This is a genomic window from Actinoplanes oblitus (assembly GCF_030252345.1).
In the GTDB taxonomy this organism is placed as follows: Bacteria; Actinomycetota; Actinomycetes; order Mycobacteriales; family Micromonosporaceae; genus Actinoplanes; species Actinoplanes oblitus.
The window spans coordinates 53,483-78,732 of the sequence record NZ_CP126980.1; the positions used below are offsets into that span (position 1 = coordinate 53,483).

Annotated in this window: 25 protein-coding genes and 1 tRNA gene; 14 read left to right on the forward strand and 12 right to left on the reverse strand. The window is 70.9% G+C overall.

What is annotated here, in order from left to right; translation table 11 throughout:
* Window position 1: 1 nt before the first annotated feature.
* Entirely contained in the window at window positions 2-1,357 is a 1,356-nt protein-coding gene (locus Actob_RS00245) for a serine/threonine-protein kinase (protein ID WP_284917881.1), read from the forward strand.
* Window positions 1,354-3,144, forward strand: a complete 1,791-nt coding sequence (gene pknB, locus Actob_RS00250; protein ID WP_284917883.1) for a Stk1 family PASTA domain-containing Ser/Thr kinase — start codon at window positions 1,354-1,356, stop codon at window positions 3,142-3,144. Before Actob_RS00245 ends, pknB begins: the two co-directional genes overlap by 4 nt.
* 63 nt (window positions 3,145-3,207) lie before the next feature.
* Here the strand turns inward: pknB and Actob_RS00255 are convergent, their stop codons facing one another.
* The 4 genes from Actob_RS00255 to Actob_RS00270 are packed head-to-tail and all read right to left on the reverse strand — an operon-like array spanning window position 3,208 to window position 7,305.
* Window positions 3,208-3,858, reverse strand: coding sequence for an aminodeoxychorismate/anthranilate synthase component II (locus Actob_RS00255; protein ID WP_284917884.1), 651 nt, complete (start codon window positions 3,856-3,858; stop codon window positions 3,208-3,210).
* Window position 3,859: 1 nt separating this feature from the next.
* Entirely contained in the window at window positions 3,860-4,162 is a 303-nt protein-coding gene (locus Actob_RS00260; RefSeq protein WP_284917885.1) for a hypothetical protein, read from the reverse strand.
* 3 nt (window positions 4,163-4,165) lie between these two features.
* Window positions 4,166-6,496, reverse strand: a complete 2,331-nt coding sequence (locus Actob_RS00265) for a class E sortase (protein ID WP_284917886.1) — start codon at window positions 6,494-6,496, stop codon at window positions 4,166-4,168.
* The gene (locus tag Actob_RS00270; RefSeq protein WP_407653526.1) at window positions 6,493-7,305 is read right to left on the reverse strand and encodes a DUF881 domain-containing protein; all 813 of its coding nucleotides are present in this window, start codon (window positions 7,303-7,305) and stop codon (window positions 6,493-6,495) included. The genes Actob_RS00265 and Actob_RS00270 overlap by 4 nt, the downstream gene beginning before the upstream one ends.
* A 173-nt stretch (window positions 7,306-7,478) precedes the next feature.
* Between Actob_RS00270 and Actob_RS00275 the strand changes: the two genes are divergently transcribed.
* Both Actob_RS00275 and Actob_RS00280 read left to right on the forward strand, forming a co-directional pair.
* Window positions 7,479-7,742: a cell division protein CrgA gene (locus Actob_RS00275; RefSeq protein WP_284917887.1), complete on the forward strand. Its 264-nt coding sequence runs from the start codon at window positions 7,479-7,481 to the stop codon at window positions 7,740-7,742.
* A gap of 179 nt (window positions 7,743-7,921) precedes the next feature.
* A complete protein-coding gene (locus tag Actob_RS00280; RefSeq protein ID WP_284917889.1) occupies window positions 7,922-10,069 on the forward strand; it encodes a (Fe-S)-binding protein in 2,148 nt (715 codons plus the stop codon).
* 77 nt (window positions 10,070-10,146) lie between these two features.
* Here Actob_RS00280 and Actob_RS00285 read toward each other — a convergent pair whose 3' ends face one another.
* Window positions 10,147-10,797, reverse strand: a complete 651-nt coding sequence (locus tag Actob_RS00285) for a GOLPH3/VPS74 family protein (RefSeq protein ID WP_284917890.1) — start codon at window positions 10,795-10,797, stop codon at window positions 10,147-10,149.
* Between the two features lie 86 nt (window positions 10,798-10,883).
* Between Actob_RS00285 and Actob_RS00290 the strand changes: the two genes are divergently transcribed.
* The 5 genes from Actob_RS00290 (at window position 10,884) to Actob_RS00310 (ending at window position 15,460) form a co-directional block, all read left to right on the forward strand.
* The gene (locus Actob_RS00290) at window positions 10,884-12,221 is read left to right on the forward strand and encodes a hemolysin family protein (protein ID WP_284917891.1); all 1,338 of its coding nucleotides are present in this window, start codon (window positions 10,884-10,886) and stop codon (window positions 12,219-12,221) included.
* On the forward strand, window positions 12,214-13,251 hold the full coding sequence (locus Actob_RS00295; RefSeq protein ID WP_284917892.1) for a hemolysin family protein: 1,038 nt from the start codon (window positions 12,214-12,216) through the stop codon (window positions 13,249-13,251). Before Actob_RS00290 ends, Actob_RS00295 begins: the two co-directional genes overlap by 8 nt.
* A gap of 131 nt (window positions 13,252-13,382) precedes the next feature.
* Window positions 13,383-14,240, forward strand: a complete 858-nt coding sequence (locus tag Actob_RS00300) for a laminin G domain-containing protein (RefSeq protein WP_284917893.1) — start codon at window positions 13,383-13,385, stop codon at window positions 14,238-14,240.
* Between the two features lie 45 nt (window positions 14,241-14,285).
* Window positions 14,286-14,609 carry a PadR family transcriptional regulator gene (locus Actob_RS00305; RefSeq protein WP_284917895.1) on the forward strand — a complete coding sequence of 108 codons (324 nt, stop codon included), beginning with the start codon at window positions 14,286-14,288 and terminating at the stop codon, window positions 14,607-14,609.
* The gene (locus tag Actob_RS00310; RefSeq protein ID WP_284917896.1) at window positions 14,606-15,460 is read left to right on the forward strand and encodes a hypothetical protein; all 855 of its coding nucleotides are present in this window, start codon (window positions 14,606-14,608) and stop codon (window positions 15,458-15,460) included. Before Actob_RS00305 ends, Actob_RS00310 begins: the two co-directional genes overlap by 4 nt.
* A 359-nt stretch (window positions 15,461-15,819) precedes the next feature.
* On the opposite strand, the gene Actob_RS00315 is transcribed toward Actob_RS00310, so the two are convergent.
* A tRNA-Gly gene (locus tag Actob_RS00315) sits at window positions 15,820-15,893 on the reverse strand.
* Between the two features lie 377 nt (window positions 15,894-16,270).
* The gene (locus tag Actob_RS00320) at window positions 16,271-16,777 is read right to left on the reverse strand and encodes a pyridoxamine 5'-phosphate oxidase family protein (protein ID WP_284917897.1); all 507 of its coding nucleotides are present in this window, start codon (window positions 16,775-16,777) and stop codon (window positions 16,271-16,273) included.
* A gap of 104 nt (window positions 16,778-16,881) precedes the next feature.
* Between Actob_RS00320 and dcd the strand changes: the two genes are divergently transcribed.
* Complete coding sequence (gene dcd / locus Actob_RS00325) at window positions 16,882-17,460, forward strand: dCTP deaminase (protein WP_284917898.1); 579 nt, start codon at window positions 16,882-16,884, stop codon at window positions 17,458-17,460.
* Between the two features lie 316 nt (window positions 17,461-17,776).
* Here the strand turns inward: dcd and Actob_RS00330 are convergent, their stop codons facing one another.
* Complete coding sequence (locus Actob_RS00330) at window positions 17,777-18,250, reverse strand: YcxB family protein (protein ID WP_284917899.1); 474 nt, start codon at window positions 18,248-18,250, stop codon at window positions 17,777-17,779.
* A gap of 218 nt (window positions 18,251-18,468) precedes the next feature.
* Between Actob_RS00330 and Actob_RS00335 the strand changes: the two genes are divergently transcribed.
* Entirely contained in the window at window positions 18,469-18,747 is a 279-nt protein-coding gene (locus Actob_RS00335; protein WP_284922543.1) for a YciI family protein, read from the forward strand.
* Window positions 18,748-19,211: 464 nt separating this feature from the next.
* Here Actob_RS00335 and Actob_RS00340 read toward each other — a convergent pair whose 3' ends face one another.
* Window positions 19,212-19,754: a phosphoribosyltransferase family protein gene (locus Actob_RS00340; protein ID WP_284917900.1), complete on the reverse strand. Its 543-nt coding sequence runs from the start codon at window positions 19,752-19,754 to the stop codon at window positions 19,212-19,214.
* A gap of 170 nt (window positions 19,755-19,924) precedes the next feature.
* Between Actob_RS00340 and Actob_RS00345 the strand changes: the two genes are divergently transcribed.
* Entirely contained in the window at window positions 19,925-21,031 is a 1,107-nt protein-coding gene (locus tag Actob_RS00345; protein ID WP_407653527.1) for a PP2C family protein-serine/threonine phosphatase, read from the forward strand.
* Here Actob_RS00345 and Actob_RS00350 read toward each other — a convergent pair.
* Window positions 21,028-21,180, reverse strand: coding sequence for a hypothetical protein (locus Actob_RS00350; RefSeq protein WP_284917903.1), 153 nt, complete (start codon window positions 21,178-21,180; stop codon window positions 21,028-21,030). The genes Actob_RS00345 and Actob_RS00350 overlap by 4 nt on opposite strands.
* A 287-nt stretch (window positions 21,181-21,467) precedes the next feature.
* Between Actob_RS00350 and Actob_RS00355 the strand changes: the two genes are divergently transcribed.
* Window positions 21,468-23,324: an acyl-CoA dehydrogenase gene (locus tag Actob_RS00355; protein ID WP_284917904.1), complete on the forward strand. Its 1,857-nt coding sequence runs from the start codon at window positions 21,468-21,470 to the stop codon at window positions 23,322-23,324.
* Between the two features lie 175 nt (window positions 23,325-23,499).
* Here the strand turns inward: Actob_RS00355 and Actob_RS00360 are convergent, their stop codons facing one another.
* A complete protein-coding gene (locus tag Actob_RS00360) occupies window positions 23,500-24,018 on the reverse strand; it encodes a SixA phosphatase family protein (RefSeq protein ID WP_284917905.1) in 519 nt (172 codons plus the stop codon).
* 99 nt (window positions 24,019-24,117) lie between these two features.
* Between Actob_RS00360 and Actob_RS00365 the strand changes: the two genes are divergently transcribed.
* On the forward strand, window positions 24,118-24,402 hold the full coding sequence (locus tag Actob_RS00365; protein WP_284917906.1) for a DUF6458 family protein: 285 nt from the start codon (window positions 24,118-24,120) through the stop codon (window positions 24,400-24,402).
* A gap of 59 nt (window positions 24,403-24,461) precedes the next feature.
* Here the strand turns inward: Actob_RS00365 and trhA are convergent, their stop codons facing one another.
* The gene (gene trhA / locus Actob_RS00370) at window positions 24,462-25,139 is read right to left on the reverse strand and encodes a PAQR family membrane homeostasis protein TrhA (protein WP_284917907.1); all 678 of its coding nucleotides are present in this window, start codon (window positions 25,137-25,139) and stop codon (window positions 24,462-24,464) included.
* Window positions 25,140-25,250: the final 111 nt, after the last annotated feature.

Consider the following 25,250-nt stretch of genomic DNA (forward strand, 5'->3'; position numbering starts at 1 on the left):
CATGATCCGCCCGGGGGTCACGCTCGGTGGGCGCTACCGCTTGGAGGAGCGGATCGCCGGCGGCGGTATGGGTGATGTCTGGCGCGGCACTGACGACGTGCTGGGCCGGACCGTCGCCGTCAAGATCCTGCTGCCCGCGCTGCTCGACGAGCCCGGCTTCGCCGAGCGGTTCCGCGGCGAGGCGCGCACCATGGCGACGATCAACCACCCCGGTGTGGTCGACGTCTACGACTACGGCAGCGACCAGCAGATCGCCTTCCTGGTGATGGAGTACGTCGAGGGTGACGCGCTGTCCCGGACGCTGAGCCGGGTCGGCCGGCTCACGCCGGCCCGGACCATGGCGCTGGTCGCGCAGGCCGCCGACGCGTTGCAGGCCGCGCACGCCAACGGGATCGTGCACCGCGACGTGAAACCCGGCAACCTGCTGGTCCGGCCGAACGGCACGCTGGTGCTCACCGACTTCGGCATCGCCCGCTCCGCGCTGGTGGGGCAGCTGACGGTGGCCGGGGCGGTGCTCGGCACGGCGTCGTACATCTCGCCCGAACAGGCCGCCGGCGACGTGGCCACCGCCGCGTCCGACGTGTACGCCCTCGGCGTGGTCGCCTACCAGTGCCTCTCCGGGCACCGTCCGTTCGACGGGGCCACCCCGATCGAGATCGCCATGAAGCACGTCCGGGAGACGCCCCGCCCGCTGCCCGGCGACATCCCGCCCGCCGTTCGCGCCATCGTGGAGCGCGCGCTGGCCAAGGATCCGAACGCCCGCTGGCCCAGCGCCGCGGCGATGGCGGCGGTGGCCCGGCAGGCCGCGTCGTCGCTGACCACCACGGCGCAGTCGCCGGTGAGCCAGCCGGTCCGGGCCACCCCGACCAGCCCGGCTCCGTCGCAGCAGGCACGCGCCTCGGTGCCGCGGCCGATCTCCGGCGCCCGGGGTGCCGCCTCGGTGCCGTCGGCCCCGCCGGTGTCCTCGGTGCCGCCGGTGCAGTCGTCGGCCCCGCCGGTCGCCACGCCGATGCCGCCGCACTACCGCCCGCCGTCCGGCCCGCCGATGAACAGCGGATATCCGCACCAGGCGCCGGCGGCCAAGCCGGAGGGTTCGTTCGGCCGTCAGGTGCTGATCGTGCTCGCCGTGGTTCTGGCTCTGCTGGTCCTGCTCTGTGCCGGAGTCATCTCGTTCCTGTATCGACATGGCACACCGAATGCCGCCGCCGAAATCGCGCTGGGTGATCAGAGCAGCTCGGCGGCTATTCTCCGCATGGGCGTGGCCGCCGACCGGGTGTCGGTGGCGTCGTACCGTCTTATGCGGGCCGACCCCCAGCTCGGCCCGATCCGACCGAACGAAGGACGACAGACGCTATGACGGCGCAGGCCCGACTGCTCGGTGGCAGGTACCAGGTCGGCGAGCTGCTCGGCTACGGCGGCATGGCAGAGGTGCACCGGGGGCGCGACCTCCGCCTTGGCCGGGACGTTGCGATCAAGATGCTCCGCACGGACCTGGCCCGGGACGCCACCTTCCAGGAGCGTTTCCGGCGCGAGGCACAGAACTCCGCGGCACTGAACCACCCTGCCATCGTGGCGGTCTACGACACCGGTGAGGAGACCTCGGCCGCCGGCGAGAGGCAACCCTTCATCGTCATGGAGTTCGTCAACGGACGGACTCTCAAGGAGGTCCTGGCGCAGGAGCAGCGGCTCCAGCCACGCCGGGCACTCGAGATCATCGCCGACATCTGCGCCGCGCTGGAGTTCAGCCACCGGCACGGGATCATCCACCGGGACATCAAGCCCGGCAACGTGATGATCACGCAGAACGGCCAGGTCAAGGTCATGGACTTCGGTATCGCCCGGGCCCTGGCCAGCGGCGCCACCACGATGACACAGACCAGCGCGGTGATCGGCACGGCGCAGTACCTCTCCCCCGAGCAGGCCCGCGGCGAGTCCGTCGACGCCCGTTCCGATGTGTACGCGGCCGGCTGTGTCCTCTTCGAGCTGCTGGTCGGGCACCCGCCGTTCGTCGGTGACAGCCCGGTCAGCGTGGCCTACCAGCACGTCCGCGAGGACCCGAAAGCGCCGAGCTCGATCGTCCGCGACGTCCCGCCGGACCTCGACGCCATCGTGCTCAAGGCGCTCGCCAAGAACCCGCTGAACCGCTATCAGAGTGCCCAGGAGATGCGCGCCGACGCGCTGCGCGCGGTCTCCGGCCGTCCGGTGATGGCCACCCCGGTGATGAGCCAGGCCGAGACCGTCGCGATGAACAACGGCCCGCACCAGTGGCAGCCGCAGGGCGCCACCACCATCCAGCGGCCGGTGGCGACCACCATGGGCGGCGGCGGCCGGCCGCAGAGCGACAACAAGCAGTCCTGGGTGTGGGCGGCACTGGCCGGTCTGGGTGTGCTGGTGGTGATCGTGCTGGGTGTGGCGCTGGCGTTGAACAAGAACAACGACAGCGGCAACAACAACCAGCCGAAGACGGCGGCGATGCCGGATCTGAAGGGCCAGAAGGAGAAAGACGCCCGCAACGCCTTGATCACCGCCGGGTTCAACAACATCGCTGAGCCGAAGACCGAGCAGAAGAAGGACTGCGACGGCACGGTGTCCCTGCAGAGCCCGGCTGCCAACACGGTGATCCCGGTCACCACCTCGGTCGGCTTCACCATCTGCAACGCGCCGGACAAGGTGACCGTGCCGGACAACCTGGTCGGTAGCACCCAGGGGGCGGCGGAGGACGCCTTGAAGGAGCGAGGCCTGGAGCCGAAGATTCGAGAGGTCGACAGCGCCTCGCCGAAGGGCCAGGTCGTCAAGGTGGAGAGCGCCGGCGAGGAGGTCGAGCCGGGCACCACGATCGAGGTGCTGGTCTCGAACAACAACCTGGTCATCGTGCCGAACGTGGTCGGGAAGTCCGAGGACGTCGCCATCGAGCTGCTGCAGGCCGCCGGGCTGAACGTCAACCCGGTCGTCTATGTGCAGGGCGGCGGGGAGCCGGGCAAGGTCATCAAGCAGAGCAAGAAGCCGAAGAGCAAGGTCGACAGCGGCACGAACATCACGATCACCGTGGTGACGACGGAGCCGTCGGCCGACCCGAGTTCGTCGGTCTCACCGACCCCGACCGACACCACCGGCACCGGCGGTGGCGACGGGACGAACGAGTAACCCGCGCCTCTGACGAAAGAAGCCGGCGACCGAAAGGTCGCCGGCTTCTTTGTCGGTAAGTGATCAGGCGGTGGCGAAGGCGGACCGGCGCCGGTGCTCCACCTCGGCGGCCAGCTCCGGGGCGCGCTCCAGCGCGGCCGGCAGACCGCAGGAGGCCAGCCAGTTCGCCAGCATGGTGTGGCCGCCCTCGGTGAGCACCGACTCCGGGTGGAACTGCACACCCTCGATCGGCAGCGTGCGGTGCCGCATCGCCATCACCACGCCGGACTCGGTACGCCCGGTCACCTCGATCTCGTCCGGCAGCGTCTCCTCGAGCACGGCCAGCGAGTGGTACCGGGTGGCGGTGAACGGGTCGGGCAGGCCGGCCAGCACACCCACGCCCTGGTGGTGGACCAGCGAGGTCTTGCCGTGCAGCAGCTCCGGGGCGCGGGTGACAGTGGCACCGAAGGCCGCACCGATCGCCTGATGGCCCAGGCAGACGCCGAAGAGCGGGAGTTTCCCGGCGTACTCGCGGATCACGTCGAGCATGATCCCGGCGCGGGTCGGCTCGCCGGGGCCGGGCGAGAGCAGGATGCCGTCCGCGCCGAGTGTGCCCGCCTCGGCGACGGTGATCTCGTCGTTGCGCCGTACCTCGCAGTCGGCGCCGAGCTGGCCGAGATATTGCACCAGGTTGAAGACGAACGAGTCGTAGTTGTCAATGACGAGGATGCGCACGTCAGTCACCTGCTAGGCCGCCGGGGTCCGGATGGTTGGAGGTCGTGCTGTACGGGATCGCGTCCGGCGCGGAGTCGTCCGGGTGCGGCGACGCACCGTTGGGCAGCGGCGAGTCCCGGTCGACCGAGTTCGGGTCGATCTGCGAGGTGTCGCCGACCTGCACGTCGTCGAAGGGCAGCAGCGGGGTCGCCCACGGGAAGACCACGTACCACAGGAGTGAGCCGACCGCGGCGAGCAGCACGATCGACATGGTCAGCTTGCTCCAGACAGCACCCGGGAGCTTGCGCCAGATCCAGGCGTACATCCGCTATGCCTTCGTCTTCATCTCGGCCGGCATGCCGGCGTCGGCCTTGGTCTGGTCCCGCGGCACCGTCTTCATCAGTTCCGCGTGCACGACCAGCCGCTGGTAGTTGTTGAACTTCGGGTTGCAGGTGGTCAGCGTGAGCAGCGCCTTGGTCGGGGTCTCGCCCGGCTTGTTGGGCACCGGGGCGACCACCTCGACCTGGTTGGGCGTGACGATCTGGTGGCCGGTGACCTGGTAGACGTACCAGCTCTCGCGGGTCTCCACGCCGATCACGTCGCCGGGCTTCAGCTCGTCCAGCCGCCAGAAGATCTTCTTGATCCGGTGGCCGGCCACCGAGAAGTTGCCGATCTGGCCGGGCTTGGCGGTCTCCGGGTAGTGGCCCGGGGCGTACTTGATGTCCTGCGGACGGACACCGTCGACGACCACCCACTCCTTGTCCAGCTTCGGGATGTAGAGGCGGCCAACCAGGGCCTCGCCCGGCGCGGCCGGACCCTGCACCTTGCTGGTCGGCGCGACGGTCGGATCGGCCCAGGCCTGGTCCAGCTCCTGAGCCAGGTGGTCCTGCTCGGCCTGCACCTCGGCGGAGTTGCCGAAGACCTCGTAGCCGGCGAACAGCAGCACGATCAGACCGAAAGTGATCATCAACTCGCCGGCCCCGCGGATGCCGGTGCGCAGCCGGGACGCGGTGGTCGGGCGGGTCAGCTCGGAGTAGACGCTCTTGTAGCCCTCGTCGGTCTGCTCCGGGCGCAGCTTGACGACCTTCTCCCCGCGTTTCGGCGGTTCCGGCTCGGCGGTCTCGGCGGCGGGCTCGTCGAGGACCGGCGGGACGTCCTTGATCGAGGCGGCGCCGACCACGGCCTCCGGGCCGGCGGCCTCGCGGGCGGCCTGGGCCGCCTTGCCGGGCGGCAGGACGGTCAGCTTGCCGGGCAGCGGGGCGCCCGGCGTCAGGGTGGGCAGGACGCCGGTCGGCGCGTCGAGGGTCGGGATGACCCGGGTGGCCGAGACGATCGGGTTGGTGGCCGGATCGCTCGGCTCTAGCGGCTCGTTGCTGGCCCACCGGGTGTTCTTCGAGCCCATCGGCGGACCGCTCGCAGCGGGCAGAGGACGCGTCGCGGCCCCGGAGGGCTCCCAGGATGCCGGAACGGCGGTTTCGGCCGTCTCCGGGGATTTCCGGGCCGTTTCCGGGGTGCTGGTGATCGGCTGGCCGGTGACCGGGGCGGTCGGGTGCGCCGCCCAGGCGGCGGCGGTCGGCACGCCCGCCGGTGACGCGGTGGCGGCGAGTGGCGGCGCGGCGGGGGACGCGGTGGCCGGGGAGGCCGGCGCGGCGGCGGTCTCGATGCGACCGGTCGCGTCCGGATCCCAGGCGGGAGCGGCCGGGCTGGCCGGCGCCGCGGCGCGCCGCCCGGAGACCGGTGCGGTCTGCCGAGTCGGCTCGGCGGACCAGTCGGCCGGGGTGCTCGGCGCGGCGGCCTCCGCGGGCCAGCCGGCGGGGCTGCCCGGCGTGGCGGGAGCTGCGGTGCGACCGGCGGGGCTGCTCGGTGCGGCGGGATCCGGGGACCAGCCGGCGGGACTGCCGGGCGGGCTGGACGGCGCGGACCAACCCGCGGGGCTGCCTGGCGTGGCGGCGGCCGCGGACCAGCCGGGCGCGGCCGGGGCGGGGCTCTGCGGGCGGGTCGGCTGGGTGCTCCAGACCGGTCCGCCGGCCGGCGTCACGGCGGGCTCGCCCGCTCGCGCGGGCCGGTCGGCGGCACGCCCGGGCAGGTCAGCCGCGGGCACGGGCACGTCGGTGACGCGCGGGAGCGGCTCGGTGGCACGGGCGGCGGTCCGGTCGCTGGCCGGGAACTGCTGGGTGTCGCCGACGGGCGCCGGGGACGCTTCGGTGCGTACCGAAAGCGGGTTTGGCTCCTCGTCGGGAGCGGGGGCGAAGAAATCGAAACTCTCCGGCGCGGCCGGGGCCGACGGCATCGCCCGGCGGCGGGCCGCCGCGGCGGCCGCGCTGACCTCGTCGAGACCATTTTCGGTACGGGCGGAGTCCCGGGCAGCGCGAATCCGCCGCTGCGCGCTCTCGTCCGCCGCGAGGATCGCGGTGTCCGGGGCGTCCGGCTGAGCGGGGCTCGGCGGCGCCTCGGGAAGGCGGGGGGAACGGGCCGGCGCGGCCGGGCTCACGTTGGCGCCGAGTCCCACCGGTGGGGTCAGCGGGCCACCGGGCACCCCGTCCGGCGACGCGTCGCTGAGCCGCGGGATGTACGCGGTCTGGGCCTCGGAGTCGGGAGCGCGGTGCCGTCCCCGGCCGGCCGGGCTGCTCCCCGGGTAGTCCGCGGGCGTGCTCGTCACTGGGCAGCCTGTGCGGATCGGAGGTCGGTCGACCCGTCGTACGCCGGCACTGTCACATCCTTTTCGTTTCTCTCCGCGTAGCCGAGCCCGAAATCGGTGACGGCCTCGCGGAACTGCCTGACTCCTTCTGCGGACTCCAACGCACGATGCATCGCTGTGGGTTCGCCGATCGCTGTGATCTTGAATGGTGGCGAGAAAACCTGGTTGTGAAGGAGCAGCGTGTTGCCGACACAGCGTACCGCGCTCGTGCTGATCACGCGGACATCCATGATCGTCATGGCCTCGGCCCCGCCGGCCCACATCGCGTTCACCACCGCCTGGACATCGCCCTGGTGAACGACCAGATCGTCGTTGTCGGGGGCGTTGTCACCGAAGTCGGATCCGCGTCGCGGTGAGTCGTTGAGGGTGACGGTGAGGCCGGGTCCGTGCAGGGCGGTGAAGCCGGCCGGCTCGCGGACCGCGTCGGCGTGCTCGCGGGCGTCTTTCACCGGCGTGTCCACCTCGGCGAGCCGGGCCGCCTCGGCGTCGACGCCGGCGCGCAGGGCGGCGGCCCGTTTCTCGCTGTCGGCCAGGCGGTCCCGCTTGTCGGCGATCAGCTGGGCCAGCTGTGGCCGCCGGTCGTCACGCAGTGCCGTCCCGTCCGCGGTGGTCGCGGACGTGGTGAAGAGCAGGCCCGCGGCCAGCGCGATCAGCGGAACTCCGACGGACCAGATGGTCCGCCGGCCACCCCGGCGCGGCCGCAGTCCACGAGCCGCGCGCCGCAGCGCCAGCTGCCAGGAGGCGCCCCCGCGCCCACCTTGAAAAGCCACCCGGCCTCCCGCGAGAAGTCGACGCCGGGTATTTTCTCGCCCCGGCGGGTGCCTGTCCGCACGCTGTCTTGATTACGCTAGCTGGCGAACAGTATTCGCCACGGGCAGCATTCGGAGTCCCCGGAGCCGCTCACCGGTGGTTGTTCACCACTTGTTGCCCTCAGGAGAGTTCCGTGCCCAAGTCGCAGGTTCGTAAGAAGAAGGTCTACACCCCGCCCGCGGACATCCGTCCCGCGGTTGCGGCGGCGTCCAAGAAACCGAGCCCGGTCTGGCTGCCCGCCACCGCGGTCACCCTCATCGTGGTCGGCATCGCCTGGCTGGTGATCTACTACCTGTCCTCGCAGCAGTACCCGGTGGCGAGCTGGCGGTACTGGAACCTGGCGGTCGGTTTCGGCTGCATGGTGGCCTCGCTGGGCATCCTCTCCCGCTGGCGCTGAGCTGTCGCTCTCGCCGGCGCTGAGCCGTGTGAAATTCATCTAAACCAAGCGCACCCCCGCCTGGCGTGGGGTGCGCTTTCGGCTGAGGGGCCGGAGGTCCTTGACCTGCGACCTGCACCGGCCTATTACTCATGGGTAACATAGGCTGGCGCCCAGCCGACCGAGGAGGCACAACACACATGGGCTACGCGCAGATAATCGCCACCGTCTTGTCGGTGGCGGTCACGGTGGTGGCCGTCGCCCTCGCGGTGCGTGCCGTTCTCACCATCACCAAGGTGATCCGGTCGGGCCAGCCCGCGCCGGAGCGGTTCACCGACAAGGGGACCCGGACCAAGACCCTGCTCAAGGAGTCGGTCGGGCACACCCGGATGCTCAAGTGGAGCGCCATCGGCGCCGCCCACTGGTTCGTCATGTTCTCCTTCATCATCCTGTCGTCGCTGGTCCTCGAGGCGTACTTCGAGGCGGTGACGCCGGACGGCGAGCTGCCGATCATCGGCCACTGGGCGATCTTCGGGTTCGTCACCGAGTGGTTCGGGATCCTCGGCACCGTCGGCATCCTCTACCTGATCTTCGTGCGCCAGCGGCAGAAGCCGGGCGCGGTGAAGCGCAGCCGGTTTCTCGGCTCGACCATGTGGCAGGCCTACTTCGTCGAGTCGATCATCGTCGGCGTGCTGGTCTGCGGCTTCCTGATCCGCGGGCTCAAGGTCGCCAACGACACCTTCCCGTACCCGGTCTGGGCCGCGCCGCTGTCGCACGCCATCGGCGGCGTCCTGCCCGCCTGGGAGGACGGCCCCACCTGGGTCGCCCTGGTCAAGCTGCTCATCTCGATGGGCTGGCTGATCACCATCTCGCTGAACCCGACGATGGGCGTGGCCTGGCACCGCTTCCTGGCGTTCTTCAACATCTTCTTCAAGCGCAGCCCGGAGAAGCCGGCCGGTTCCGGCCTCGGCGCGCTGAAGCCGATGATGAGCGAGGGCAAGCCGCTGGACTTCGAGGAGGCCGACCCGGAGAAGGACCTGTTCGGGGTCGCCCAGGTCGAGCAGTTCACCTGGAAGGGCCTGCTCGACTTCTCCACCTGCACCGAGTGCGGTCGCTGCCAGTCGCAGTGCCCGGCGTGGAACACCGCCAAGCCGCTCTCGCCGAAACTGCTCGTGCTGTCGCTGCGGGACCACGCGTACGCGAAGGCGCCGTACCTGCTGGCCGGTGGCGGCAAGGACCTGACCGGCGAGGAGAAGGCCACCGAGGCGCAGCTCGCGCACCTCGACGTCCTGTCGCTGGCCGAGGGCAACCGCCCGCTGATCGGCGGCGTCGACGAGAACGGCGTGATCGACCCGGACGTGCTCTGGTCCTGCACCACCTGTGGCGCTTGCGTCGAGCAGTGCCCGGTCGACATCGAGCACATCGACCACATCGTCGACATGCGCCGCTACCAGGTGCTCATCGAGTCGTCGTTCCCGTCCGAGGCCGGCGTCATGCTCCGCAACCTGGAGAACAAGGGCAACCCGTGGGGCGCCCCGCAGAACACCCGCGAGGACTGGACCAAGGGTCTGGACTTCGAGGTGCCGCGGGTCGGCGAGGTCGAGGACTTCGACTACCTGTTCTGGGTCGGCTGCGCCGGCGCGTTCGAGGACCGGGCCAAGAAGACCACTCGCGCGGTGGCCACGCTGCTGCACGAGGCGGGCGTCAACTACGCGATCCTGGGCGAGGGCGAGACCTGCACCGGCGACCCGGCGCGGCGGATCGGCAACGAGTTCATCTTCCAGATGCTCGCCCAGCAGAACGTCGAGACGCTGAACGAGGCGTTCGGCGACCAGAAGGTGAAGCGGATCGTCGCGACCTGCCCGCACTGCTTCAACACGCTGGGCAACGAGTACGAGCAGCTCGGCCTGAAGGTCGAGGTCGTGCACCACACCCAGCTGCTGGCGCACCTGGTCAAGGAGGGCAAGCTCACCCCGGTCCAGCCGATCGAGGGCGACATCACCTACCACGACCCGTGCTACCTGGGCCGGCACAACCGGGTGTTCGACGCGCCCCGCGAGGTGCTCGGCGAGACCGGCAACCTCATCGAGATGCCGCGCAACTCCGAGCGGTCCTTCTGCTGCGGCGCCGGCGGCGCCCGGATGTGGATGGAGGAGCGGATCGGCAAGCGGATCAACGTGGAGCGCACCGAGGAGGCCCTGGCCACCGGTGCGAAGACGATCGCGGTGGGCTGCCCGTTCTGCTACACGATGATCGGCGACGGGGTGACCGGCAAGGGCAAGCAGGAAGAGGTCGAGGTGGTCGACGTGGCCACCGTGCTGCTGCGCTCGCTCAAGCAGGAAGCCTGACAACGATTCACGTGAAACGGCCGGCCTCGTCTCGGGGCCGGCCGTTCGCCGTTCCGGGCCGGGGTGCCGAACCCGGCCTACGAGCTGATCGCGGCGGCCGTGGTCGCGGCCACCACGCCGGCGGTGATCGCGGCCTGGACGTCCTGGATCGCCTTGCGCACCGCGGCGGCCGCCCAGTCGCCCTGGCTGATCTCCTTGAGCCGGGTCCGGACCATCTTCCGGTCGAGGTCGCGGAACAGCTTCTTGTCCAGCTCGGTCGCGGCCACCAGGGCGCCGAGCGCGGCGGTGCGAGGCGGCACCTGGCCGCCGGCGAGGATCGCCGTGCGGAGCTGCTCCAGGGCGGCCGGCGCGGTGGCGTACGCCGACGGGTACCGCGTGCGGGGGAAGACGCCGAGCACCGTGCTCCGCTCGACGCGCAGCACCCCGGCGGCGACCAGCCGATCGAGCACCCGGCGCTGGGTGCCCTTGGCGAAGCGTTTCACCCAGTCCACCGGCTTGCGCGCCCGCCGGTCGGTGGCGATCCGGTCGAGGGCCTCGTCGAGCAGGGCGTCACCCGTCGATCCGGCGCCCCGGACCACCACCCGGCCGTCCACCACGTCGACCCGCTCGGCCAGCACCAGCTCCAGGAGCAGCGCGCCGCCCAAGCCGTGATCGATCCGGGTGCTGTCGATGACCCGCCGGCCGAGCTGGTCATGCGCGAGAACGGTGAACTCCTCGAGAAGGGTCATGACCCGACGGTAAAGGTGCTTGTCACCACCACGGTTGGTATCGGACGGTGGCGGTCCGGCAGAATGAGGGCCGAGGTGAAGCGATCATGGACGGCCTGCTCCTGACCGCGGTGCTCCCGCTGGTGGCTTTCGCGCTGCTGACGGCGGGCAACGCGTTTTTCGTGGCAGCCGAGTTCGGGTTGGTCACCGTCGACCGGGCGGAGATCGATCAGCGCGCCGCGGCGGGCGACCGCCGCGCCGGGACGGTCCGCACCGCGCTGCACGGGCTCTCTTTCCAGCTCTCCGGCGCCCAGCTCGGCATCACACTGACCGCACTGCTCACCGGCTACCTGGCCGAGCCGGCCCTGTCCCGGCTGATCACCCCGGTGGTCGAGCCGCTGGCCGGGTCGGCCACCGAGACCATCACGCATGTGCTCGCGCTGGTCGTCGCGACCCTGCTGTCGATGCTCTTCGGCGAGCTGGTGCCGAAAAACGCGGCGCTCGCCCGGCCGATGGGCCTGGCACTGGCCACCGCCGCCCCGCTGCGCGGTTTCTCCCGGCTGTTCCGGCCGATGATCACCGCGTTGAACGGGACGGCCAACTGGCTGGTCCGCCGGATCGGCATCGAGCCGCAGGAGGAGCTGGCCAGCGCCCGCTCGCCGGAAGAGCTAGGGCTGCTCGCGGCGATCAGCGCCCGGGCCGGCGCGCTGCCCACCGACACCGCGACGCTGATGCGCCGGACCATCCGGTTCGGCGAGAAGCGCGCGGCGAAGGCGATGACCCCGCGGGTCGACGTCGTCGGGCTGAAGACCACGGCGAGCGTCGCCGACCTGATCACGGTGGCCCGGCAGACCGGGCACACCCGGTTCCCGGTGTACGAGAACACGCTCGACGTGGTGACCGGCGTGGCCGGGGTCAACGACGCCCTCGGGGTGCCGCCCGAACGGCGGGCCGCGACCAAGGTGTCGGCGCTGGCCCGGGAGCCGGTGTACGTACCGGAAAGCCTCGGTCTCGACAAGGTGCTGGCCGCGCTGCGGGCGGCGGACGCCGACCTGGCCATCGTGGTCGACGAGTACGGCGGCACCGACGGCGTGGTGACCGTCGAGGACCTGATCGAGGAGCTGGTCGGCGAGATCGCCGACGAGTACGACACCGAGCTCGACGAGGCCGGAGCCGCCGAGCTGACCGCGCCCGGCGGCGAGAAGACGTTCCTGGTCGACGGCCTCCTGCGGGAGGACGAGGTACTGGAGCAGACCGGTTTCGCCCTGCCCGAGGGGCCGTACGAGACGCTGGCGGGCTTCCTGCTCGCCCGGCTCGGGCACATCCCGGTGGTCGGCGAGTCCCTCGAGGAGCAGGGGTGGGAGTTCACCGTGATGGAGGTGGACCGGCACCGGATCGAGCAGGTCCGGGTGGTCGCCCCGCCGGAGGAGCCGGCCGATGACTAACCTGATCATCACGGCCGTGCTGCTGCTCGGCAACGGGGTCTTCGTGGGCGGCGAGTTCGCGCTGATCGCCTCCCGGCGGACCGCGCTGGAGCCGCTGGCCGCCACGTCCAAGGCGGCCCGCTGGGCGCTGTCCGCGATGAACCAGATCCCGCTGATGATCGCCGGGGCACAGCTCGGCATCACCATCTGCTCGCTGGCACTCGGCGCGATCGCCGAGCCGGCCCTGGCCCACCTGCTGGAGAAACCGTTCCACGCGGCCGGTCTGCCGGAGCGGGCCGTGCACCCGGTCGCGTTCGTGCTGGCCCTGGTGGTCGTGGTCTTCCTGCACACGGTGGTCGGCGAGATGGTGCCGAAGAACATCACGCTCGCCGGTCCGGAGCGGTCCGCGCTGATCCTCGGCCCGTTCATGCTGGCCTTCTGCACCGCCACCAAGCCGCTGCTGGTGGCGATGCGCTGGGCGTCCCGGACGGTGCTGAAACTCTGGAAGATCGAGGCGACCGACGCGGTGAAGACCGTCTTCACCGCCGAGGAACTGGCCGGCATGGTCACTCAGGCGCGCAGCGAGGGCCTGCTCGGCTCCGAGCAGTACGCCCGGATCCACGCCGCGCTCGGGCTGAACAGCCGGACCGCGGCCGACACGCTGCTGCCGTGGTCCCGGGTGACCACGGTGGCCGCCGACGTGTCCCCGGCGACGCTGGAGGCGGTGGCCACCCGCAGCGGCCGGTCCCGTTTCCCGGTGGTGCAGCGGGACACCCGGCGGGTGCTGGGGTTCGTGCACGTCAAGGACGTCCTCGGCTACTCCGGCCCGCAGCGGCGGCTGCCCGTCCCGGCCGAGGTGATCCGGCCGCTCGCTGTGGTGTCGCCGGAGCGCAGCCTGGCCGACCTGCTGCTCACCATGCGGCGGGATCGGCTGCACATCGTGCTGGTCAGCGACGGGCGGCGGCCGCTCGGGGTGATCACGCTGGACGACGTGCTGCACGCGGTGATCGGCGAGCCAGCCGGGGCGGGGAACCCCGCGGGGCGGCGCTGATCCGGCGCTGATCCCGAGAGGTGACGGCTTGGTCTTTCGGGTTCGGCGGTTCGGGCGAACGCGTACGGGTGGTCTGTGCCGTGTCCGGAGTTTCGACGCGAGGACCAAGCGACAATGCGGACAATAGCCCCATGCTTCCCTCCCGGCGGCGTGCCTTCCCGATCGGTGCCCTGTCCGCAACCCTCGTTCTCGTCGGCGCCTTCCTCCTGACTCCCCGGCCCGCCGGCACCGCCGCGCGCGCCCAGCCCGCCTATCGCCTGCTGCCCCCGCCCGCGGCCGGCGTGCTCACCAACACCACGCCCTTTCCGGCACCGGTCTCGCTGGGCCGGGTCCGGGTGGCCAGCACCCCCGTATCGCTGCGCTACGACTTCGATCGGGGGGTCGGCGAGCCGATCGCGGACACCGGCGGGCAGCACGAACTGCGGCCGCTCGGGCAGAACGGCGGGACGCTGCGCCTCGTACCGGAAGGGGTCGGCCTGGCGGTCGCCTACCCGGACCGATGCACCCTGCCCCGGGAGCGGGATTGCCCCCGGGCGATCCTCGAAGGCCAGCGCGACGACAGCCTCAACCCGGGCCGCCGCCCGCTGCGCTACGGCGCGTCCGTCCTGATGACCCACGCCGACCTCGCCGACGGCGCGAACGTGGTGCAGAAGGGCTACTCGGTCGGCGGGGTCAGCCAGTTCAAACTGCAGGTCGACCACCGGCAGGGGCACCCGAGCTGCGTGATGGCCGGCGAGCGGGCGAGCATCTACCGAGCCGAACCGCAGGTCGACGTCGCCGACGGGCGCTGGCACGACCTGGAGTGCAACCGCACCGAGAACCGGCTGACCATGCTGGTGGACGGCGTGCCCTACGCCTCGGTGCCGGTGCCGCCGGCGCTCTCCATCGCGAACGCGGAACCGCTCCGGGTCGGCGGCAAGGGTCCCGGCCGCGGCAACGACCAGTTCGCCGGCGAGATCGACAATGTCTTCCTGGACATCGGCGCATAGGTAGCCGGGCTACTTATGTAGCTGGTTTACGTATAGGGTGCCGGCATGACCAACCCGATGCGGGAGCCGACCTACTTCATCCTGGCCGCACTGCAGGACCAGCCCCGGCACGGCTACGCGATCATCAAGCGGGCCGCCGAGCTGTCGCACGGGCGGGTCAAGCCGGCCACCGGCACCCTGTACACCGCCCTCGACCGGCTCACCGGCGAGGGCTACGTGCGGGTGGTCCGGGAGGAGACGGTCAACGGCCGGGTCCGGCGTTACTACGCGCTCACCCCGGACGGCCTGGCCGCCCTGCGGTTCGAGGCGGCCCGCCTGGCCGAGGCGGCCAGCGTGGTCATCTCGCACGTCGCTGTGGGACTGGTGTGAGCGGCCCGCCGGCGATGACCTACGACCGGCTGCTGCGGCTCTACCCGGCCGACTTCCGGCGCGAGCGTGGCGCGGAGATGCTGGGCACCCTGCTGGAGATGGCCGAGGAGGACGGGCGTACCCGGCCGGCCCCGCGCGAGACGGTCGCGCTGGTGGTCACCGCGTTGCGGATGCGGGCCCGCCGGGAGACCTACGCGACGCCGCGGCAGAGCTGGCTGACCGCGATCCGGATCGGCGCGCTGATGCTTGTCGTCCAGGGGCTCGCGGTACCGCTGGCGTCGCTGCTCGACGACGCGCTGCACCGCGTTCCGGCCTTCTGGGAACTGCACGGGCCGCCGGTGAACACCCTGGTGCCGTTGGCCCTCGGCGGGATCGCGCTGGTGCTGGCGGCTGTCCGCCGGCATCTGCTCGCGGCCGTCGTGCTGCTGCCCGCCGGCTTCGCCGGCTTCTGGTCCTTCTTCGCGGCATCCGCGCTGCTCGCGGCCCTGGTGCGGCGACGGCCGCAGCCGGCTTCCGGACTGCTTCGGTACGCACCCCTGCTCCCGTTGCTGGTCGCGTTCCTCGACGAGGGGCTGGGCCAGCTGTTCCCGCAGATCTCCGGCATCATCGGGTTCGGGCTGTTGATGGCCCTGCCCGTCGCCGGTCTGCTGTGGCTGGCCGTCGACGAGCGGGTGGCGATGGCGTTGGGGCTGCTCTATGCGGCCAGCCTGCTCATCGGGTTGGGGCAGGTGCTGATCGGCGGGGTGTACAGCTGGGCGTGGGCGGTTCTGGACCTGGGGATTGTCGCGTTGCCGCCGGCTCTGTTGCTCGGCCTGGCGACGGAGACCGCTCGTCGGCAGGCCAGGCTTTGACCTGGCGCTTGCCGGTCGCCTGGTAGGCCGGTCCGCCGGCTCCGCATGGTCACCTCGCGGCGGCGAGCCGGCTGGCTCGCCCTGTCGATCTCCGCCGGCCTCGTGGCCGCGGCGGCGAGCCGGCTGGCTCGCCCTGTCGATCTCCGCCGACCTCGTGGCCGCGGCGGCGATCATCGTGCTCGCCGTCGCGAGCGGCTCGAGCCTCATCCCGGCCGTCGCGGCAGGGCTGTCCGCCGGCAGCTGTTGGAGCATCATCGGACCGGCCGCCGACGCGAGCCGAGGGCCATCGCTGTCACACCATGGCCCAGAACGACGGAAGCCCTGGCCGGACCATCGGTCCTGACCAGGGCTCCCACACGTGGAGCGGGTGACGGGAATCGAACCCGCGCTGTCAGCTTGGGAAGCTGATGTTCTGCCATTGAACTACACCCGCAAGCGGCATCACTGTACCCGATTATCCGGCTCTGTGGCGGAACCACCCCGCGATGTTGGTCCACCGGGGTGTCCGGTGGCTGGTGGAGGCGTGGGCCGTCCCGCGATGACCTGGGGCGGCGGCAGCTCGATCCGTGATCGGCCGCCGCCCCATGTCATGCCGTGCGGTGCCGCGCCGTGCCCGCGCCGCGCCGTGCCCGCGCCGCGCCCGCGCCGTGCGGTGCCGTGCCCGCGCCGTGCCATGCCGCGCGGTGCCGTGGACACATTGCTCCGCGGCCATGCCGGCCTCAACCGCCCAACCGGGTACGGCGATCGTTGCGCGCCATCGGTCCGACGGGCTACCGAAGCACGTGGATGGCTTCCCTGAGCGACCAGCGATCAACCGGCCATAGCAAGTTTCCGGGTTAACTTCCGAGGAGCCCGCCAGCTCTGCGCGATCGGAATCGGAAGCGGCGCCGCAGCCAGCGGAACCGCCCCCGACGGCCCGTGGCGCCGCAGCGTCGCCGACTCGACGCTGAGCTCGAAGAGTCGCCAGTCGACGTCGGGCGAGGCACGCAGGGCCCCGGCGATCGCTGACACCGTGCGCGGGTCACGGACCGGCAGCGCCTGGCCGCTCAGATAGGCCTCGTCGTCGCTCTCCTCAGGAGGGTAGGAGTGCAGCGCATAGCGCGGATCGCGCTCCAGGTCGCGCCGTTTCGGCGAGTTGACCAGGAAGCAATACAGCCCGGCGCCGGCGAAGACCGGGGAGATCGGGTGCACCCGCGGACCGCCGTCCGGGCGGACGGTGGCGAGGTAACCCATGCCGGGACCGTACTGCTGCAGGAGCGCACGGATGCCGGCGGCGAGCGACGGCTCGGCAGCGGCGAATTCGGACCAGGAAGCCATGCGGCCATTCTATCGAACATACGTTCTAAGCGGCCAGTGAACGCGCCGATCGGGGGACAACCACCGCGAATCGGCGGCTCCCGGCAGGTCGGTATGGTGTTGCGATGCTGCTCTCCGACCGTGACCTGGTGGCCGAGATCAAATCCGGCAGCCTCTCGCTCGAGCCCTTCGAGCCGTCGCTCATGCAGCCGTCCAGCATCGACGTCCGATTGGACCGCTTCTTCCGGGTTTTCAACAACCACCTCTACACCCACATCGACCCGGCCGAGCAGCAGGACGAGCTGACCGCCGAGGTCGAGGTCGAGGATGGTCAGCCGTTCGTGCTGCACCCGGGCGAGTTCGTGCTGGCGTCCACGCTCGAGGTGATCACACTCGGCCAGGAGCTGGCGGCGCGTCTGGAGGGCAAGAGCAGCCTGGGCCGTCTCGGCCTGCTCACGCACTCGACGGCCGGCTTCATCGACCCCGGCTTTTCCGGTCACGTCACGCTGGAGCTGTCCAACGTGGCGAACCTGCCGATCAAACTTTGGCCAGGGATGAAAATCGGTCAGCTCTGTATCTTCCGGCTGTCCAGCCCGGCCGAGCACCCCTATGGCTCCGCCGTCTACGGCTCCCGCTACCAGGGCCAACGCGGCCCGACGCCGAGCCGCTCGGCGATGAACTTCCGCACCTGGCCGACCCGCTGACCCCGGGGCCGTGGTCCCTTTCGGACCCGACCCGTCCCCCGGACGGATGAACCTCCGCGGCACCTCACGGTCCGCTCGCCACTCCCGCTTCGCTCGAGACGTTTTCGGTACGCCCCGAGCACGGCCACGGCAGCAGGGCGAGAACGCACTCAGCCGAGCGCGGCAGAACCTGATAGCGAGGCGAAGCGGGCTCAGCGCCGCGCGGTCGAACCGAGCAGCGGGTGAGGCGGGCTCAGCACAGCACGGTCAAACCCAGCGGCTGGTTGAGGCGGGCTCAGCGCCGCACGGTCGAACCCCGCAACGGGTTGGGGTGGGCTCAGCGCAGCACGCGAAGTCCCTGCGCCGACGCGGCCCCGAGCACCTGCTCCACCTCAGCCGCGCTCAACCCGGTCGTCGGCACCCGCACCCACCTCCCGCCGCGCAGCCCGAACATCAGCTGCCCGGACAGCGCCTCCACGCTGCGGAACGCCCGCCACGCGTAGGCATGCCGCCCGACCTCGCTCGACCGGGCGATCCCACCGTCGCTGATCTCATAGGTGGTCACCCGGCTCTCGCGCAGGGACCGCCGCGCGGTGCCGTTCAGCAGCACGACCGGCACCAGCACGGCGAGCACCACCCCGCCGGCCAGCAGCCCCGGCTGCAACACGCCGGTCGCGAGCTGCCCGAGCACGGTCGCCGCCAGCAGGGCCCACCCCGCACAGCGCGCGACCAGCACCGGCGTGCGCAGCCGCCGCCGGGTGGCGGCCGCCACCAGTCCGGGGTCCGGCGCCGCGATGATCTGAATCTGCACGCCTGAAAAGTATCCCCAGCCCTGCCAAACCATCACCATCCGGACGGCCGACCCACCCTCGGCGCCAGGTCTCCGATTTTCTCGGCAGGCCCCGATCGGAGGCGCGTTTCTGTCATACCCGCGGGATAGCTTGGACCTCAGCAGCGAGCCAGGCGGTGACGTTCGTGACGGCGGAGGAGGTGGCATGACCGGCGATCTACGATGACGCCGTGTATCTGATGATTTCGACTTACCAGAAACCGCTCGCCGAGGTTGACGAGGCTCGGGAGGCGCACCTCGCGTTCGTCGCCGGGCTGGAGGAGCGGGGGCTGTCGGTCACCGCGGGCCGGCAGGATCCGCCGGTGGGCGGCATCATCCTGCTGGATGTGGACACCGAGGCCGAGGCGCAGGAGCTGATCGCCCAAGACCCCTACGTGGTGCGGGGCCTGGCTACCTACGCTGCGGTCGGCTGGCAGATCAGCCGCGGGGCGCTCGCCGGCTACCAGCGCAAGTACTGACCCGCCGGCCCGCCGGGACCCGTCGTCGGCCGGATCACGAGCCGCCATCGGCTCACCGGGACCCGTCCCCGGCCGGATCACGAGCCGCCGCCGGCCACCGGAACCTGCCGCCGGCCACCGGAACCTGCCGCCGGCCACCGCAACCCGCCGCCGGCCACCGCGACCCGTCGCCGGCCACCGCGACCCGTCGCCGGCCGGATCACGAGCCGCCACCGGCTAACCGCAACCCGCCGCCGGCCACCGTGAGCCGCCCCGGGCCTGATCACAGCCCGCCGCCGGCCCACCGCGACCCGTCGCTGGCCCGATCACCACCCACCGCCGGCCCGATCACGAGCCGCCACAGGCCGGACCGCGTGCCGCCGTCCACGCTGGATCGCTGGACGGCGGAGTGCGGGGTCTGGGGCCGCGCGGGGCGGGCGGGTGCTCCGGGCGTACGCAAGCCGGGGTTTTCTGGCGGGAAGCGGTCAGGGATCCAGATCGGCGCCGGTGAGCAGGCCGCGGATGGTCAGTTCGGCGGTGACCGGTGGCGGGCACTCGTCGACGATCGTGGCGGTGCCCAGGTAACGGTCGCCGAGCAGGGTGCGCAGGCCGCGGGCCTGGGCGCCGGTGGAGGCCCAGTCGTCGACCACCAGGACGCGGTCGTCGGCGGCCAGCAGGCGGCGGCGGACGCCGAGGTGCTGGACGTCGCCGCGGTGGTCGGCGGGGACCTCGGCCCAGATCATCTCCTCGGCGATGGCGCGGCGGGCGCCGGCCCGGTACGCCTCGACGAAGCCCACCCCGAGCGCGCGCGCCACCAGCGGGCCGAGCAGGAATCCGGTCACCTCCGGCGAGACCACCACGGTGGGCCGGTCGGACCGGAACAGCTCGGCCAGCGCCGGGCCGACAGCGTCCAGGATCACCGGGTCGCGCCACCAGCCGGACCGGTCGCTGACCAGATAATCGCTGGGTGGGCCGGGGTCGGTCCAGCGGAACGCGCGGCGCAGCCGGTCACGGAGATCGTCGGTCACCGGGCCATCGTGTCACCGCCGCGCCGCCCCTCGTGGACCGACCGAATGACCCCGCAACTGACAGGTGGTCAGAACCTGATCGGACAACGGGTCAACTTGATGCCTGACAGGACTCGGATCGGGCATGCTGTTCGCGAACCATGCCTACCAACGCGCCGGGCCGCGGCCCGATGAGTTCAGCGAACCGCACCGGTCTCGGTGCGGCCTTCGTGCTGCTCGCCATCGTGTCCGCCGTGGAGTCGGCGGACCGGACCTCGCTCGGGTACGCGGGCCTGCTCGTCCTCGCCCCGCTGCTGGCCGCCCTCTTCGCGGCCTGGCAGTACGTGCTCGGCGTCGGGGTGGTCGCCACCCTGGTCAGCGCGATTCTGGTGGGACAGACGCACATCCCCGACTCGGCCGTGCAGCGACACGCCGCCGACTCGCCCGGGATGGTCTACCTGGTCGGCATCATCCTGGCCACCGGCATCGCGGGGGCCGTCGCGATGAAACGGCAGCAGCAGGCCGACCAAATCACCGAGCTGCGGCAGCTGGCCTCGGTGGCCCAGCAGGCGGTGCTGCGGCCGATCGGCCCGCAGGTCGGCGCCCTGGCGGTGGCCGGGCGGTACATCTCGGCGACCGCGGCCGCGGACATCGGCGGTGACCTCTACGAGGCGCTGAACACGCCGTACGGTGTCCGGATCATCATCGGTGACGTGCGCGGCAAGGGACTGGACGCGGTCCGGCTGGCCAGCATCGTCCTGGGTTCCTACCGGCACGTCGCCTACGAGCGCGCCGACCTGAAATCGATTGTGGCGGACCTGGACCGGGCGGTCGCCCGCAGCGTGGGTGACGAGGATTTCGTGACCGCCGCCCTGGTCGAGGAGCGCGGCGGCACGCTGACCATCGTCAACTGTGGACATCCGGCGCCGCTGCTGTTGCGCCGCGGGCTGGTCATCCCGCTGGAGCCGCCGGCCCCGGCACCCCCGCTCGGGTTCATGCCCGAGGTGAAGGCGCGTGTCGAGCGGCTGGAGCCGGGTGACCGGCTGCTGCTGTTCACCGACGGCCTGGGTGAGGCTCGCCGGGAGGGTGAGTTCTTCCCCACCGCCGACCGGGCCTGGCGCCTGCTGGGCCACGGCACGGTCGGCGACGGGCTGGCGTCCCTGGAGACCGCGCTGGTCGATTGGGTGCACGGCCGCCTGGAGGACGACATCGCTCTGGTCCTGCTGGAGTACGCCGGTCCGGACGCGGGCGCGTCGGTGCCGGTGCCCAGCTGGGAAGTCGGTGCCGCCGGCAGTTAGGCGGCGTTGTCCTCGGGCTCGCCCGGAGCCGGTGAGGTCGGGGCCGGCAACGGCGGGACCGGCTCGGGCTGACGGTGCCGGCCGACGTAGTTGCGGGGCTGGCCCGCCTGGCGCGGCTCGGGAATCAGGCTTTTGATCGTGGCGAACATGGCAACGCCCCCCTCGACGCTTGCGGTGAATGTTCTCCGCTGTCTATTCGGAGCAACGAGCCTCATCGGGGCGCGATACGTGGATCCCTCGTCGAAGTAGGCAAATGGCCGAACGGCTGTACTGCTGACCACCTGATCGGAGACGTTTGGCCCTCGATCCGACGGACAACGTCCTCGGGCAGGTGAGTTCGACGCGAAACCTTACCCGGGTTGTCGGTTCCTACCGATCAGTAATACAGTGCTAGTTACTGACGGGTAACTCGCGTTCGGAGAGCGGGCCAGACACCATGACTCACTACCAGAGCAACCTTCGGGACCTCCAGTTCAACCTGTTCGAGGTCTTCGGAGCGGACAAGGCGTTCGGGCAGGCGCCGTTCGACGAGATCGACGCGGAGACCGCGCGTGACGTGCTCGCCGAGGTGAACCGGCTGGCTCGCGAGGACCTCGCGGCCAGCTACACCGACGCGGACCGCAACCCGCCGGTGTTCGACCCGGCGACGCACACGGCGCCGCTGCCCGAGTCGTTCAAGAAGTCGTACGAGACCTTCATGGCCTCCGAGTTCTGGCGGCTCGACCTGCCCAGCGCGCTGGGCGGCACCTTCGCCCCGCGCACCCTGTGGTGGGCGATCGCCGAGCAGATCCTGGGCTCCAACGCCCCGATCTGGATGTACGCGTCCGGCCCCTCCTTCGCCCACGTGGCGCACACCGAGGGCACCCCGGAGCAGAAGGAGTGGGCGAAGCTCTTCGTCGAGAAGCAGTGGGGCTCGACGATGGTGCTGACCGAGCCGGACGCCGGTTCGGACGTCGGCGCCGGCCGCACCCGGGCGATCCCGCAGCCGGACGGCTCGTGGCACATCGAGGGCGTGAAGCGGTTCATCACCTCGGGTGAGCACGACCTGACCGACAACATCATCCACTACGTGCTGGCGCGTCCGGTGGGCGTCGAGGGCGCCGGCGGCCCGGGCACCAAGGGCCTGTCGCTGTTCATCGTGCCGAAGTACCACTTCGACCCGCAGACCGGCGAGCTGGGCGAGCGCAACGGCGTCTACGCCACCAACGTCGAGCACAAGATGGGCCTCAAGGTCTCCAACACCTGCGAGATGACCTTCGGCGAGCACGGCACCCCGGCCAAGGGCTGGCTGCTGGGCGACAAGCACGACGGCATCCGTCAGATGTTCATGATCATCGAGTACGCCCGGATGATGGTCGGCACGAAGGCGATCGCCACCCTCTCCACCGGTTACCTGAACGCGCTGGAGTACGCGAAGAACCGCGTCCAGGGCGCCGACCTGGTCTCCAACGGTGACAAGGCCGCCCCGCGGGTGACCATCACCCACCACCCGGACGTACGCCGCTCGCTGATGCTGCAGAAGTCGTACTCCGAGGCCCTGCGCGCCCTGGTGATCTACACGGCGAGCTGGCAGGACAAGGTCGCCATCGCGGAGGCCGCCGGCGACGAGAAGGCCGCCAAGATCGCGAGCAAGGTGAACGACTTCCTGCTGCCGCTGGTCAAGGGCGTCGGCTCGGAGCGGGCGTACGAACTGCTCGGCCACGAGTCGCTGCAGACCTTCGGTGGCTCCGGCTTCCTCCAGGACTACCCGCTGGAGCAGTACGTCCGGGACGCGAAGATCGACACCCTGTACGAGGGCACCACCGCGATCCAGAGCCTGGACCTGATCTTCCGCAAGATCGTCCGGGACAGCGGCCGGGCGCTGGGCACGGTGGCCGCCGAGATCCAGGGCTTCGTGGAGAGCGAGGCCGGCAACGGCCAGCTCAAGGACGAGCGGCAGGCGCTGGGCAAGGCGCTCGGCGAGATGCAGCAGATCCTCGGCGTCACGATGGGCTGGCTGGCCGCGGTGCAGGGCGGCGAGTCCCGCGAGCTGTACAAGATCGGTCTGACCTCGCGCCGGATCCTGCTCGCCCTCGGCGACGTGATCCTCGCTTGGCTGCTGCTGCGCCAGGCCGAGGTGGCGCTGAACGCGCTGAACGGCGAGGTCTCCGAGGCCGACAAGAACTTCTACACCGGCAAGATCGCGGCGGCCCGCTTCTTCGCCCGGGAGATCCTGCCGCGGATCGGTTCCGACCGCCGCATCATCGAGAACACCAACCTGGACCTGATGGACCTGTCCGAGGACGTGTTCTGATCTAGAGCTTTTCCCACTCTCCTGAAAAAGACGTAGGCCGGCGGACAAGGGCGTCCGCCGGCCTTCGTCGTTCCCCGATCTTGACGGTACGCGGATACGCCCCCGTCGCCGTTCACGTGGGACCCCGTCGCGAAGGTCACCTACTCCACGGTCCGTACCTGGCGCCGTTGAGAACTCACCCTCGGGCGGTGTGCCGGCGGGACAGGCGCATCCCCTTCGGCTGAGCCTCGGACCACGGGGTCTCGGCGGTGTGCACGGCGAGGCCGGACGTCTTCAGCTCGACCGCGAGGCCGTCCCACTGGTCGTCCGGGATCAGCAGGGCGGACACTTCGGACACCGTCGGATTGTGCCCGACCAGCAGGATCGTGCGGACCGTCTCCGGAACCGCGTGGAGCAGGTCGAAGACCTCGGTCCGGCCGCCGTAGTAGAGCTGGTCCGCGTAGTGCACCTCGGGCGCCCCGTGCGCGTGGTCGCCCTGGGCCAGCGCCATGGACGCGGCCTGCCAGGTCTGCCGGGTGCGCTTGGCCGGCGAGCAGATCACCAGGTCGGGGTGCAGCCGTTCGTCGACCAGCCAGGCGCCGGCCGCGTCCGCGTCGGACATACCCCGCTCGGTGAGGCCTCGGTCGAAATCAGGCAGTTCGCCGGGAGTCTCCGCTTTGGCGTGGCGTAGCAGGATCAGCGTCCGCAAGGTCATTGGACCAGCTTGCCTGATTGGGAACTCACGCGTACGGGTATGCCTCGATCGACGTATTCAGCGCGGTCAAAACAAACGGCACCAACCGAGGAGGGCCCGATGGGCATCGGCGCAAGCATCTTCCTGCTCGCTCTGGGGGCGATCCTGGCGTTCGCCGTCAACGCGGACATCAGCGGCCTGGACATCAGCGTGATCGGCTGGATCCTGATGGCGGCCGGGCTGGTCGGGCTGGTCACCACGCTGTGGTTCTGGAACAGCCGCCGGCGCACCGTGGTGACCCGGACGACCGGCGGCGCGCCGGTGGCCGGCTCCACCTACAGCAGCGAGTACCGCGAGGTCCGGCAGGACGACGTCCCGCCGCCTCCGCCGCCCGCGTACCGCTGAGCGCGTACGCGAATCGCGACGAACGGCCCGGCAGCGCCGGGCCGTTTCTCGTAGCGGACCTACGCGTAGAGCGCGAAGTAGATCGCGATGTGGTGGCAGATCGCGGCGACCAGGGTGCAGGCGTGGAAGAACTCATGGTGACCGAAAACGGTCGGCCACGGGTTGGGTCGGCGCAGGGCGTAGAAGACCGCGCCGATCGTGTAGATCGCGCCACCGACCAGCATCAGGACCAGGCAGGTCACGCCACCGACACGCAGCACGTCGGGGACGATCGCGACAGCCACCCAGCCCAGCGCGACGTAGAGCGGCGCGCCGGCCCACCGGGGCAGGTGCGGCCAGATCACCTTGAGCGCCACGCCGCCGACGGCGCCACCCCAGACCAGCCCCAGCATCCACTCGGCGGTGTTGGTGTCGAGCAGCGAGACGCAGAACGGGGTGTAGGTGCCGGCGATGAAGATGAAGATCATCGAGTGATCCATCCGGCGCATGATCTGGTAGCCGCGCTCGCTCCAGACCCGGCGGTGGTAGAGCGCGCTGGTGCCGAAGAGGCCGCAGACCGTGATGCTGTAGATCAGGCAGCTGACGAACGGGGCGATGCCCGGCCGGGTGAGCGCGATCGAGCAGAGCACGACGCCGCAGACGACGGCGACGAAGAAGGCGTATTGATGCAACCGGCCGCGTAGTCGCGGCTTGCCGAGATCGGTCGGCTTCATCCGGAACGGGGCTGAGGTCGTCACGCGATCCAGGTTACGACACCGTAGGTTACCAGCGGGTAGTGATGCCGGATACGGTTCACCAAGAATCGCGGTGCTGGGCGCCACCGGTCAACCCGCCGGCGACTACGGTGA

Bases quoted from the DNA above. Each gene is read 5' to 3' on its own strand.
- Actob_RS00245 (WP_284917881.1), top strand. From the start codon at position 2: ATGATCCGCCCGGGGGTCACGCTCGGTGGGCGCTACCGCTTGGAGGAG.
- pknB (WP_284917883.1), top strand. From the start codon at position 1,354: ATGACGGCGCAGGCCCGACTGCTCGGTGGCAGGTACCAGGTCGGCGAG.
- Actob_RS00260 (WP_284917885.1), bottom strand. From the start codon at position 4,162: ATGTACGCCTGGATCTGGCGCAAGCTCCCGGGTGCTGTCTGGAGCAAG.
- Actob_RS00280 (WP_284917889.1), top strand. From the start codon at position 7,922: ATGGGCTACGCGCAGATAATCGCCACCGTCTTGTCGGTGGCGGTCACG.
- Actob_RS00285 (WP_284917890.1), bottom strand. From the start codon at position 10,797: ATGACCCTTCTCGAGGAGTTCACCGTTCTCGCGCATGACCAGCTCGGC.
- Actob_RS00290 (WP_284917891.1), top strand. From the start codon at position 10,884: ATGGACGGCCTGCTCCTGACCGCGGTGCTCCCGCTGGTGGCTTTCGCG.
- Actob_RS00295 (WP_284917892.1), top strand. From the start codon at position 12,214: ATGACTAACCTGATCATCACGGCCGTGCTGCTGCTCGGCAACGGGGTC.
- Actob_RS00300 (WP_284917893.1), top strand. From the start codon at position 13,383: ATGCTTCCCTCCCGGCGGCGTGCCTTCCCGATCGGTGCCCTGTCCGCA.
- Actob_RS00305 (WP_284917895.1), top strand. From the start codon at position 14,286: ATGACCAACCCGATGCGGGAGCCGACCTACTTCATCCTGGCCGCACTG.
- Actob_RS00320 (WP_284917897.1), bottom strand. From the start codon at position 16,777: ATGGCTTCCTGGTCCGAATTCGCCGCTGCCGAGCCGTCGCTCGCCGCC.
- dcd (WP_284917898.1), top strand. From the start codon at position 16,882: ATGCTGCTCTCCGACCGTGACCTGGTGGCCGAGATCAAATCCGGCAGC.
- Actob_RS00335 (WP_284922543.1), top strand. From the start codon at position 18,469: ATGATTTCGACTTACCAGAAACCGCTCGCCGAGGTTGACGAGGCTCGG.
- Actob_RS00345 (WP_407653527.1), top strand. From the start codon at position 19,925: ATGAGTTCAGCGAACCGCACCGGTCTCGGTGCGGCCTTCGTGCTGCTC.
- Actob_RS00350 (WP_284917903.1), bottom strand. From the start codon at position 21,180: ATGTTCGCCACGATCAAAAGCCTGATTCCCGAGCCGCGCCAGGCGGGC.
- Actob_RS00355 (WP_284917904.1), top strand. From the start codon at position 21,468: ATGACTCACTACCAGAGCAACCTTCGGGACCTCCAGTTCAACCTGTTC.
- Actob_RS00360 (WP_284917905.1), bottom strand. From the start codon at position 24,018: ATGACCTTGCGGACGCTGATCCTGCTACGCCACGCCAAAGCGGAGACT.
- Actob_RS00365 (WP_284917906.1), top strand. From the start codon at position 24,118: ATGGGCATCGGCGCAAGCATCTTCCTGCTCGCTCTGGGGGCGATCCTG.